Here is a 12339-nt window from a genome sequence, read left to right on the forward strand (position 1 = left end):
GAGACTCCGAATATAGAGAGTTTCGGCGCCTCGTTCGCGAGAAATAGAATGTTTCTCTCGAGTAATACGATATTACGCGGCCGTAATACCGGATACCGGCGGGGAACCGGGAGCCTCGAACAGGCGATTGGTGATCCGTAACGGTCATCTCGTTCCGCCGCCGACCGAAGCGATGGGACTACCGGCGACGGTGGGGGAGTCTCGCCGATGGCCCTCGCTACCGCCGGGGCAACCGCGACACCCGCCACCTCCGACGGAGCCGATACCACCCGAGCCAGTGTCCCGCTCGAGCGACGGTCCGTCACCGTCGAACGAACTGCCCGTATCTATCAGGTGTGCACTTTATACCACGGGGAATACCTAGCCTAACCGGAGGGTATCGGTCGATACCCACGAGTCCGGTGACATCCTCGCCGCGACTCGGTCGCACAGTGACCCTCCACGTTCGATTCCGACGTCGTTCGAGTACGGGTCGTGACGACCGACGCCGTGCGGACCAGGGCTACGGGGGTGGTCTCGGGTCCTGCGGCCTCGATGACCCTACTCGAGTCCGATCGTCGTCCGAGTCGACACACTCGAAACAGAGACGGCGAGCGACCGCTCTGATCGGGCTACGGTTCGTCGTGGCGATCCGCTGCTGATCGTCCCCGTCTCCTGTGCACGAACCAGTGCCACGTCAGCACGCTCGAGAAGGCAGTTTATCGGCGGTCACTGACCGAGGCCCACGATCAGCGACGGAGCGAGACGCGTGGTCGGCAAAAGAGAACGAGACTCGTGGTCTGCAAAAGAAAGCGCGACTGCGTCGGCCGCCCTCACTCGACGGTGACGCTCTTCGCGAGGTTTCGCGGTTTGTCGATCGGTCGATCGAGGAGGTCGGCGGCGTAGTAGGAGACGAGCTGGAGCTGGACGTTCGCGAGCAGCCCCGCCAGATCGGGATCGGTCTCGGGGATCGCGAGGTGCTCGTCGGCGGCCTCGACGGCCGGATGCCCGTCGGGACAGACCGCGATCACGGGCGCGCCGCGAGTCTGTGCCTCCTCGGCGTTTTTCAGTGTCTTCTCGTCTTCCTGGCCGGTGAAGATCGCGAACACCGGCGTCTCGGGCGTGACCAGCGCCAGCGGGCCGTGTTTGAGCTCTCCGGAGGCGAACCCTTCGGCGTGCTCGTACGTGATCTCCTTGAACTTCAGCGCGCCCTCGAGCGCCACGGGGAAGCCGAGGCCGCGCCCGATGAAGAAGTACGACTGACTGTCGCTGTAGCGCTCGGCGATCGCCTCGGCGTCGGACTCGTCGAGGAGGGCTTCGATCTGACCGGGCATCGACTCGAGGTCCGAGAGGAGGGTCTCGAGATCGGCCGGCGGCTCGTCCTCCAGGTCGTCGACGATGCGCTGTGCCAGCAGCGTGAGCATGACGGCCTGCGAGGAGAACGTCTTCGTCGCGGCGACGCCGATCTCCGGGCCAGCGCGGATGAAGAGGGCATCGTCCGCCTCGCGAGCGGCCGTCGATCCGACGACGTTCGTCACCGTGAGCGTGTCCGCGCCCTCGGCCCTGGCCTGCCGGAGCGCGTTGAGTGTGTCGGCCGTCTCGCCGCTCTGCGTGACCGCGATCACCAGCGTGTCGTCGTCGATCGGTGGGGCCGAGACGCTGTACTCGTTGGCCAGGAGCGCGGTCGACTGGACGCCGGCCTGATTCAGCGTGAGCGAGCCGTAGAGCGCGGCGTGGTAGGAAGTGCCACAGGCGACGAACTGGACGCTATCGATATCGTCGAAGGTGCCCGGTTCGAAATCGGACAGGGCGATCCGCCCGTTCGTCGGATCGACCCGCCCCTCGATCGCCTGGGCCAGCGAGGTCGGCTGCTCGGTGATCTCCTTGAGCATGAAGTGATCGTACTCGCCCTTGCCCGCCTGCTCGGGATCCCACTCGACCGTCTCGGACGTTCGCGTGACCGGCTTCCCGTCGAGGTCCGTGAACTCGACGCCGTCCTCGTCGACGATGACGACGTCGCCGTCCTCGAGGTAGACGACGCTATCCGTGTACTCGAGGAAGGCCGGGACGTCGCTCGCGAGGAAGTACTCGCCGTCCTCCATGCCGACGACGAGCGGCGAGCCCTGCCGGGCCGCGTAGAGGACGTGCTCGCCCGAGACCATCGCGGTGACGGCGTAGCTGCCCTCGAGTTCGTCGATGGCCTGCCGGAACGCCGCCTCGCTGTCGAAGCCGGCGTCGAGGTAGTACTGGACGAGGTGCGGAATGACCTCGGTGTCGGTGTCGCTCGTGAACTCGTAGCCGTCGGCCGCCAATCGATCCTTGAGGGCGGTGTAGTTCTCGATGATCCCGTTGTGGACGACCGCGACGTCTTCGCTCTCGTCGGTGTGCGGATGCGCGTTCGCGTCGGTCGGCGGTCCGTGGGTGCTCCAGCGGGTGTGGCCGATCCCGACCTCCCCCTGAAGGGGGTCGCCGATCGACTCCTTGAGTTCCTCGACCCGCCCGGAGCGTTTTTCGACGTTGATTCCCGACCCATTCTGGACGGCGACGCCGGCCGAGTCGTAGCCCCGATACTCGAGGTTCTCGAGTCCCGTCAGCAACGGCTCGAGGGCGTTGCCGTCGCCGACGCGGCCGATGATCCCACACATCGGCTACTCACCGACCGTCGGGCCGTTCGGTACGCTCGTGTGGCCCAGACACGGTATCAGTTCCCGCGGACGACGCGCCGCCGGCACGATCTCTTACCGACGGTGGCAGGAGATGTGACGCGGTATCCCGCCGATCCATCGCAGTTGGTCGAGCTGGTAGACGGTACGCAACCATGAGAGAAATCCAACTCTCCCGAACCCATTACTATAGACGGACTACTGAACCCCGTAGTCTGCAGGTACTCGGTCGCTGACTCCCGATGACAGTGGTTTCGAGTATCGTATCCGAACTGTCTTCCGTACGAGTACGTTACGCAGTCACCCGAGTAGAACCCCTCTCTCGTCGGTTTTCCGGACGGAAGGCGTTCGTCCGAAAAGTATGCGAAACGAACAGCCGATCGACGCCCGCGTACGCCGCGTCGAACGGACGGTATCGGCTGCCAACAATCGGTAGGGAAGGGAAACAGACGACACGGAATGTCGCCGCACTGAGTGCGGCCGTTGAGCCGCCAGAGCGGTAGAGCGGTCCGTAATCGGATCGGCGTCAGGCACACACTCTGGCGGGTCGCTCTCGGACGGCCGCCGTCGGACGGTCGCAGTCGGACGGGCGGCGGTGGTGGGCCGAACCGCCACACCTTTTGCAGTGGGGCGGGATGTACACGTATGGGTTTTGGTAGCTACGACGAATCCGAACAACAAGAGCAGACTACGGATGACGAGGACGTAGAGGCGGTCAACGTCCACGAAAACGACCATCAGGGCGAGATGTCCTTCGAATCCGATGTCTCGACGGACGAGCTGGTCGACCAGCTCGGCTCGATGAAAGACGACGAGTCCGAGGAGTAAGGTCTGTCTCCCCGCGACAGCGGTGACGGGGTCGGAATCGGCACCCTCGATCGACGCGCCTCGAGACGACCCCCTACCCCGAAGCGGTTCGACTCGGTCGGAGATTCGCTTTTTCGCGTGCGCTCGAATACGACGGAGCAGCCCGAGGTACTCGGAGCGACGGCTCGGGCGCCACCGTTCGGACGCGGCGAGCAGTCGCTACTGGTCGGCGACTGGCGATAGGTAGGACGGCGGACAGGCGGCAGAACGGCGACCTCGGGCGGTCAGGAGAGCGTCGCGGTACAGAGTTCGCCGATCGCCCGTCGCAGTCGCTGGGAGACCGCAGACTTCGAGACGTCGAGTCGATCCGCGAGTTCGTCCTGGGAGATGCCTCGCGGGACGTCGAAATACCCCTCTTCGTGGGCGACGGCGAGGAGTTCCTGTTGTTTGTCGGTCAGGGCGACGACGCCGTCGTCCTCGTCGTCGGAGACGCGGAGATGATCGACCGTGACCGAGATGTCCCGCTCGCGACAGTAGTCATTGAACGCGACGAGTCGCTCGCGGTCGGGGAATCGAAGCTGAACGAGCCAGCCGTCCCGGGAACTCGAGAGGTCGAGCAGACGACCGCCGACGTCGGCGGTCTTCGAGGTGAACGTGACCGCGCGGTCGGTGAGCGTCACGCGATAGACTCGTCTGTCGGGGTAGCGATCGACGAGCACCGGATCGGTGACGGTCGGATCGACCTCAAGGCCGGTTTCGAAGGGCTCGAACTCGTCTCCGTAGACCGTGACGAAGACGAACGTCCGTCCCGGTTCAACGGTGGTCCAGTAGTCCGGTTCGATGGTGACGTCCGGCGCGCGTCGGAGGGTCGGGCGAAGGAACAGGGCCGAGTGATCGAGTCGGAGCTGGGCGACGATTCCGCCCTCGGCCTGCGACCGAATTCCCTGCCGATCGCTCTCGGCGGCGTCCGGGACGCCCTCGGGATCGGCGCCGGCCACTCCGGCGTTAGAGACGCTTTCGGCATCGGTCACGTCCTCGGCATCGGAGATATCGGTGCTCATCGGGCCATCCGCCATCCGAATGGACGGCCGTCGTAATTACGACTTACCTCGAACGCACTCATTGAATGGCTCATTAGGAGCCGAGTACATCATCGTGGACGCTATACACGGAATCGAATGCGGTCTCGGCGTCAATATTGATTCATCAATCAGCCAGTTGAGGTATCTCTGCGGTGTGGAAAGATAGAATTACCAGGGTTTTCAGCCCGGTAAGAGCTGAATACCGTTCGGAATCGTCCAGCGGACGTCGCCGCTTCAGTCCTCGGCCTCGTCAAACAGCAGCTCAAACAGTTTGCGCTGTGCGATCCGGAGATGTCGACTGAACGTCGGCTGCGAGACGCCGATCGACTCGGCGACCTCCTCGCCGGTGCGCTCGCGAGGCCACTCGAAGAAGCCGCCGTGATAGGCCGCCTCCAGCGTCCGCCGCTGTCGCTCCGACAGCTCCTCGGCGAGGGTATCGAACGGTCGGGTCGAACGCGGCGGTCGATCTAGCTCCCGGCGGGCGACCAGTTCCGTTCCCGGGTGGACCGCCTCGAGCGCGCGGAGGAACGCGCTCACGCCGATCGGTTCCCCGAGTTCGATCACGAGTCTTGTGCGATCGTCGACCGGTACGACCGACCGGAGGACGCCGCCGTGGTCCGCGATCGTCCGCGCGACGGACGGCTCGGCGGCGTCGGTCAGACCGATCTCGAGGACGGTCTCGTCGGTTCCGCGGCCGACGATCGAGACCGAGTCGACCGCCGGCAGCGACTCGACGGTCTCGTGGGTCGCGTCCGCGTCGGACGCGGGGACCGAACAGAACACCGTCGACCCGCCCGACGACCGCGGAATCACGGCCCGAACGTCGATTCGCTGGTCGAGCCGCCCCGCGATCGCAGCGAGCGGCTCCGACTCGTCTCGGAGGACGACCTCGAGTTCGGTGATGCGATCGGCGAGGAGCGCGCGTTTCGTCTCGATCATCCCGATCGCCTCGCCGGCGACCGTCGCGAGGTGCTCGCAGGCGCGGCGGGTGGCGTCGTCGAACGCCGAAGGCCGTGCCGCGTACGCGGTCAGCGTTCCGTACCGGAGCGCGCCCGATTCGAGCGGGAGACTCAGCGCGGCCCGAAATCCCCGCTCGAGGAGCGGTCGCCGCCACTCCCGCTCCGCGTCGGGACCATCAGTCCGGCCGGTACCGGCGTCGTCGAGGGCATCGATGACGACCGGCTCGCGGGTCGCCGCCGCGTTCGCCGTCGGCGAATCAGCGTCCCGGTCGAGCGAGATCCGAGTCGAGTCGAGGAACTCGCCGTCGCGACCGGCCCACGTCTCGGGGACGATCCGCTGCCCCCCCTCGTCCGCGCGGCCGACCCAGGCGAGTTCGATCCCGTCGGCCGACTCGAGAGGTGTCAGGGAGACGAGCGCCTCACAGAGCCGTCGTTCGACCGCCTCGCGGGACGACGCGTCCAGAAGCGACCGCGCCGCGTCGCAGACCCCTTCCGTTCGCTCCGCGCGGGCCCGCAGTCGCTCCCGGTCGCGCTGACACGTATGGAGGGTATCGGCGCGCTCGAGCCCCTCGAGCGTCAGTGCGGCCGCGTCCGATAGGGTCTCGATCGGGTCCGTGTCCAGCCCGTCGAACGCCATTGGCTCCGTACTGGTCGCGAGAACGAGACCGCGATCCGCGATCGGGACGGTCAGGAGCCGTTCGGCCCGGAGGCCGGTGCGAACGAGGACGTCGTCGAGAGCCGCGCGCTCGTAGACGGTCGGCTCGCCGCTCTCGAGGGCGTCGGCCAGCGGAGTGTTCCCGAGATCGATCGCCGGTGGCTCGATCGATCCCTCGTCGTCGGCGGTCGTTCGGTCCGTCGCCGCCGTCACCGCCGCCGGGCGAAGGCGGTCGTCGTTGGCGAGATACCAGACGGCGATGTCAGCGTCGGTATACTCGCGGACGGCACCCGTGACGGCCGATCGAACGGCGGCCGGCGTCTCGGCGCGGCGGAGGCTCGCGACGGTTTCCGTGACAGTCGACAGCGCGGCGGCCCGAGAGCCGCGCCCGTCGCGGACCACACAGAGCGTTCGATCCGGATCGGGCAGCGGTGCGACGGAGACGTCGACCGGTCGGGGCCGGCCCGCGTCGGGCGCGAGCTCGCCCGTCACGGGCTCCATCCACCTGACGACGGGCGATCGCGCCCGCTCTCGGACCGTCGCGGCGAGGTCGTCGTCGAACAGGTCCGCGAGGTCGCGACCGACGACCGCGTCCGCCTCGACGAGTTCCAACAGGGCCGCGTTCGCCAGCCGAACCGTCGATCCCTCGAGGACGACGATGCCGTCGTCTAACGCGTCGATGACGCCCTCAAGGAGTTCGAGACGGTCCGACTCCGTCGTCGCCACGGGAGCCGCGGTATCGGGGGATCGCTCCCTCGCGTAGACGGAGACGCCCTCGTCGCCGGGATGGACGGCGACGGAGAGGCGGCGCTCGCGGTCCGGCAGTGCCGTCTCGAACTCGACGAGCGAGCCCGTCGTTTCGGCCTCGCGGATCCGATCGGCGAGCGGTTCGCCGAGTCGATCGGGGAGCAGGTCCCAGACGACCGTCCCCGTCGAGATATCGTCATCGATCGGCCGATCGGCGATCTCGGTAACGAGCCGAATCGCCGTCGGATTCGCGTACCGGATCTCGCCGTGCGGACCGAGCGTGAAAAACGCGTCCGCGAGCCGATCGACTCCCGCTCGCGCCCCGTCACCGGGGGCCGACTCGGCTGCGGGCGCACTCGTCCGCGTGACGACGACTCCCTCGACGGCCGGATCCTCGAGACGGTTGGTACAGGTCAGTTCCGCGACCCGCCAGGTGCCGTCGGCGTGACCCAGCCGACCGGTGACCCGTTCGGTCGTCCCGATCGGAGCGGCGGCGACGGCGGCGAGCGTCTCGCGGATCGCCTCGCGATCGTCCGGATGGACGAGTCGAGTGATGGTCGTTCGCTCGAGTTCCGTCGGCGTGTACCCCAGTTCGGCCTCGACGGCCGGGCTCGCGTACTCGATATCGCCGTCGGCGTCGAGCACCCAGACGACCGCCGCGGCGTGCTCGAGGATCGATCGGTGGCGCGGGTCCGAACTCGCCGCGGCCAGTCGGTACCGCTCTCGTTCGGCGGCGTTTCTGACGCGGGCGGTCAGCACCGCGTCGGACTCGTCCGGACCGACGACGTCGCTCGCGCCGGCATCGAGGGCTCGCGGTGCGTCCTCGGCGTCGGCGACGGCCACGATCGGTCGCTCGCCGGTGCGGGCCGCCAGCGCCTCGAACAGCGAGTCGGACGGCGGCGCTCCGTCGACCGCGGCCGCGAACGGACAGACGAGACAGTGGATCTCGCGAGCGGCGAGTCGGTCGAGCGCCCCCTCGAGCGTCCGCTCCCTGAGCAGCGACTCGCCGTCGAACGCTGCCTCGAGTGCGTCCATCGCGTCGTCGGCGGGGTCGGAGTCGCCGACGACCAAGACGCAGGGGGCCTCGCCGACGACCGTCGCGGTACTGTCGCTCATCCGATGGCTCCCCCGAGGACGAGCGTGGACTGGGCTGGTGCTGCACGCCCCGGATATCGGGTCATCCGATCGGCCGTCGGGTCGAGCGGGGTCGGAGTCACCGACGACCGAGACGCGAGCGGACGAGCGAGACGAGTGGCCACGATAGGGCTCGAGTCACTCCCTCGCGGGGTAAGTATCGGGGTCGTATCGGCGCGTAGCACAGGACTAGGCGTTCGGGGCGAACGGAACGACGGTTTCAGGGTTTTTCGCGAACGGTGAGGACCGGAACCGGTGCGTTTCGAACGATTTCCTCGGCGACGCTGCCCGAGATCAGGTGGTCGAGCCCGGATCGGCCGGCCGTCCCGACGATGACCATATCGACCGGGTTCGTCTCCGCGAAGTCGACGATCTGTTCTTGGGGAACGCCGTGGCGGATGTCCGTCGTGACGTCGACCCCCTCCCGGTCCGCCGCTTCCTTGGCGTGTTCGGCGGCCGACGCGGCCTCGTCCTCCGGATCGGACCGCAACCGATCCTGTTTCTCCGTAGCCTGCGGGCCGTCCTCGGAGACCGACAGGACGTGCAGTGTCGCGTCGAGCTCCCGCGCGAGTTCGACTCCGTGATCGGTCGCTCGGTTCGCGGCGTCGCTCCCGTCCGTCGCGAGCAGTAGATCCTGATACATCTCTGTCTCCTATTCGGGAGACGGCGGGATAGGTTCCGGACCTGCCGTTGCCTGCCGAATACCGTTCGACGGTCGCTCGAACGGTGCCGATGCGAACGCATCCGTAATCTGGCGAACGTGACGTGCAAAGTGCCGATCAGATCCGATCAGAACAGACCGAAGACGTCGAGGACGACGACCGCGAGATAGAGCTGGCCGAGTCCGGCGATAACCATGACGACACCCGCAACGCGTTTCAGGGCGCCAGTGTAGGCCGCGAGTTGACCGGCAGCGACCAGTCCCATCCCAGTCGCGACGGTCAGCGAGACCATGAGGACGACAAAGCTCCCGACGTACGCCCCGAGGAGGACCGCTGCCGAGGTCGCGGGTACCGAGAGCGCACGGCCGACGACGCCGAAAAACACCGGCGCGACGCAGCCGGCCGCCGCCAGCGCGTAGCCCACGCCGAAGATCGCGAAGCCGAGCACGCTCGAGCGGCGTTTGGGGAGCGCGATCGACGCCGACGGGGCGCGGTCGAAGACGATCAGGAGCCCGAACGCGATCAGGGCGAGTCCGACGACGACTTCGAACCACGTGATCTTCGACAGGGTCGAGTAGCCGACCCAGAACGTCGCGCCGAGCAACGCACCGAAGGTGACCAACACGCCGAGACCGGCGACCAGCCCCCGGCTCAGCGCGCCGCCGAGCGACGCGCGATCGCCGTCGGTTTGACTGGCGTAAAAGCCCACGTATCCCGGAAGGAGCGGATACGAACACGGCGAAAAGAAGGTCGCGATTCCCGAGGTAAGTCCGAACGCGATCGAGGTGGCGAGCATCGTGTCGACCATGTCAGTCCCCGTCCTCGAGGGCACGTTCGATGCCGGCGACCAGTTCGTCCGCGGACTTCCGACCGCCCTCCGACCACTGAACGCGTCCGGAGGAGTCGATCGCGACGGCGTAGGGGATACCGCCGGCGAGATACTGGGCGCTCAGTTCCGCGGTCGGATCGATACCGAGCAGCCAGTCCCCGTCGTGGTCGGTCCACCAGTCGACGACTTCCGCTTTCGTGACAGAGCGCCCGACCGCTTCGTTCGTGACCGACATGAACAACACGTCGTCACCGATTCGATCGTTCGCCTCGACGAGGGCGGGCATCTGCTTGGAACAGGGGCCACACCACGTTCCGAAGAAATCGATGAACGTCGCTCGGTCGGACGCCGGTACTCGGACCTCGCCGGCCTCGCTCCCCGGCGCGTCGATCGTCTCGACCATGAGCGGGTCGGCGGTCGGTTCCGATTCCTCCGTTCCGTCATCGAGCGACGGTGGCCCACGTATCGCGACCGCTCCTGCGGCTCCGATGACGCCCAGACTGCCGACCCCAGCGAGGACGTCCCGCCTTCGCATCTATGCCGTCACCACCGTTTCAAAGTCGTCGACGATCTCCGACGGCTTCCTGCTCGTCGCCTTCGGATAAACACGCTCGACGACCCCCTGCTCGTTGATGAGGAAGATGTAGGGGAAGTGTGGGAACGAGTACTCGAGTTTCTCGTAGTCATTGTCGTGTCGCTTCTCGAGCGGTAGTCCGAAATCGTCGGTGACGATCGCTTTGGCGTCCTCGTACTGCTCCGGTCGCAGGAAGTGCCAGTTCCCGGCGTCGAGGTCGATACTCCGTTCGTTGGCGTACGTTCGGAGTTCCGATTCGGTGTCCCGTTCGGGATCGAACGTCATCGCGAGAAACGCGGCGTCGTCACCGTACCCCTCCTGGGCCGCGACCTCCTGTGCGCGTCGGAGCCGAAGGATCAACTGGGGACACATTCCGTCGGGGCACATCGTATAGAAGACAGTCAGTAGAACGGTCCGGTCGCCCTCGAACTGGTCAGTCGAAACGGTTTCGTCGGCGAGCGGATCGGGCACACTGACCGAGGGAAATTCGTCGCCGTAACTCGGATGTGAAGCCTCGCTCAGGTCCTGCTCCGGCGGGCCGAGAACGGCGTCGGGATGGCCCGCGTTCTCTCCGTTACCGCCGAGCGCCCCGCCGAGACAGCCGGCAACGCTGGTAAGTCCTGCAATTCCGGCTGCGCCGAGGTATGTCCGCCGGTCCATAAGTGAACCCTAGGACGGACCGATGAAAGGTTCGTTGGTTCGGTTGCCGAAGATCCGAACGAGCCGTCTGTGACCCGTTCGACCGACGAACCAACAGGCGTTTTGTCGCCGGAGTCCAAGCATTGTCCAATGAATCGCCGGCGTTTCCTCCGCGGAACAGCGACGATCGGAGCCGTCGGGACCGTCGGCACGGCCGGCTGTCTCGAGCGACTCGGGTTCGAAGAAGAGTCCGCGTGGGCGAACCCCCCGCTCGTCGAGAACCGCCCCGACGCCGTCTACCTCCCGGCCTCGCGCGAGGAGATGGCGACCTACGGGATGGCGGCCGACGGCGACTACGCCGCCGCGCTCTCCTATACCTTTCCGCACCGGTTCTGGACCGTCGAGGCCACCAGCGACGGGAAACAGCTCGTCGAGGTCGACACCGACGACAGCCACCACCTCATGGTCACCGTCTGGGACCGAGAGACCCACACCGTCCTTCCGGTGGACATGCGACTCGAGGTCCTGCAAGACGGCTCGCCAGTCGACGCGGGCGTCTCCTCGCCGTGGCCGATGCTCTCCCAGCGGATGGGCTTTCACTACGGCGACAACGTCCGGTTGCCGGGCGAAGGCGAGTACACGGTCCGCGTCCGGGCCGGTCCCGTCTCCCTCGAGCGAACCGGCGCGTTCGAGGGACGGTTTGAATCGGCAGGCTCGCTCGAGATCGACTTCGAGTACGTCCGATCGGACATCAACGGTCTCTCCTTCGAGACGCTCGACGAGGATAAGTGGGGGAGCCGTGACGCCTTGTCGGTGATGCAACACGGCGAGGGCAGCAGCGGCCACGACGGTGATCACGGTGGGGGCAGTGACGGACACGACGGTGACCTCGGGCCGCCACCGACGGGACAGGGGCCGCCGGTCGCGGACATTCCGGGAGAGTCGCTCGGAACCGAGCGCAGCGGCGACGCGGCGATCACCGTGTTCGCGACCGACGCCGACCGGTTCACTGACGACGGCTCGTATCTGGCAATCTGTCCCAGAACGCCGTACAACGGCATCATCCTCCCGCTGACGTCCCTGTCCGTCGCCGTCGAACGCGACGGTGACGTCGTCCGGGAGGGGGCCCTCGCGGAAACGCTCGACGGGGCGTTCGGACATCATTACGGACTCGAGATCGACGAGCTCGCGGCGGGCGATCGCGTGACGGTCACCGTCGATTCGCCCCCGCAGGTGTCCCGTCACGATGGCTACGAGACGGCGTTTTTCGAGTTCGACGACGTCACGTACACGGTCTAGTCGTCGGCGACGCCGTGCAGTCCGAGGCCGATAGCCGAATCGGTAGTCGAGTCGAGACCCGTCTCTCCACTTCGGGTGCTGGACCGTTCGATCGTTTGCTCTCGCTGGTGTACACTACTGCTTCGACGGTACCGCTCGAGGACGTCGATGATACCACTCGAAGGTGCAATCGGTCAGTCGGCCGCTACTGGGGAGCAAGTGCCGGCGTGGAATCGCGTCTGCGGATCGAATCCGGGCCAATCGGACGGATTCGTCTCTGCGTTCAGGCCGGAAATAGCGGCTTTCGGATCGCCAACGGCAGCCAAACGGG

The 12339-nt window shown here is 66.6% G+C and carries 9 protein-coding genes; 2 read left to right on the forward strand and 7 right to left on the reverse strand.

Annotated elements, in window-relative coordinates:
- Positions 1 to 812 precede the first annotated feature (812 nt).
- Positions 813 to 2624, reverse strand: coding sequence for a glutamine--fructose-6-phosphate transaminase (isomerizing) (glmS, locus tag LDH66_RS04010; RefSeq protein ID WP_226479784.1), 1812 nt, complete (start codon positions 2622 to 2624; stop codon positions 813 to 815).
- A gap of 663 nt (positions 2625 to 3287) precedes the next feature.
- Here glmS and LDH66_RS04015 point away from each other — a divergent pair.
- Positions 3288 to 3470 (forward strand): DUF5786 family protein, encoded by a 183-nt coding sequence (locus LDH66_RS04015; RefSeq protein ID WP_222918358.1) that lies wholly within the window; start codon positions 3288 to 3290, stop codon positions 3468 to 3470.
- 263 nt (positions 3471 to 3733) lie between these two features.
- Here LDH66_RS04015 and LDH66_RS04020 read toward each other — a convergent pair whose 3' ends face one another.
- The 6 genes from LDH66_RS04020 to LDH66_RS04045 form a co-directional block, all read right to left on the reverse strand.
- Positions 3734 to 4510 carry a helix-turn-helix domain-containing protein gene (locus LDH66_RS04020; RefSeq protein WP_226479785.1) on the reverse strand — a complete coding sequence of 259 codons (777 nt, stop codon included), beginning with the start codon at positions 4508 to 4510 and terminating at the stop codon, positions 3734 to 3736.
- A 255-nt stretch (positions 4511 to 4765) separates the two neighbouring features.
- Positions 4766 to 8008, reverse strand: a complete 3243-nt coding sequence (locus LDH66_RS04025) for a bacterio-opsin activator domain-containing protein (RefSeq protein WP_226479786.1) — start codon at positions 8006 to 8008, stop codon at positions 4766 to 4768.
- Between the two features lie 238 nt (positions 8009 to 8246).
- Entirely contained in the window at positions 8247 to 8669 is a 423-nt protein-coding gene (locus LDH66_RS04030; RefSeq protein WP_226479787.1) for a universal stress protein, read from the reverse strand.
- A 146-nt stretch (positions 8670 to 8815) separates the two neighbouring features.
- Entirely contained in the window at positions 8816 to 9496 is a 681-nt protein-coding gene (locus LDH66_RS04035; RefSeq protein ID WP_226479788.1) for a cytochrome c biogenesis CcdA family protein, read from the reverse strand.
- Between the two features lies 1 nt (position 9497).
- Positions 9498 to 10052 (reverse strand): TlpA family protein disulfide reductase, encoded by a 555-nt coding sequence (locus LDH66_RS04040; RefSeq protein ID WP_226479789.1) that lies wholly within the window; start codon positions 10050 to 10052, stop codon positions 9498 to 9500.
- On the reverse strand, positions 10053 to 10751 hold the full coding sequence (locus LDH66_RS04045; RefSeq protein WP_226479790.1) for an SCO family protein: 699 nt from the start codon (positions 10749 to 10751) through the stop codon (positions 10053 to 10055).
- A 129-nt stretch (positions 10752 to 10880) separates the two neighbouring features.
- Between LDH66_RS04045 and LDH66_RS04050 the strand changes: the two genes are divergently transcribed.
- A complete protein-coding gene (locus tag LDH66_RS04050; RefSeq protein ID WP_226479791.1) occupies positions 10881 to 12029 on the forward strand; it encodes a DUF7350 domain-containing protein in 1149 nt (382 codons plus the stop codon).
- The last annotated feature ends 310 nt before the right edge of the window (positions 12030 to 12339 follow it).

Origin of the sequence: Natrinema amylolyticum, from assembly GCF_020515625.1 — an archaeon.
In the GTDB taxonomy this organism is placed as follows: Archaea; Halobacteriota; Halobacteria; order Halobacteriales; family Natrialbaceae; genus Natrinema; species Natrinema amylolyticum.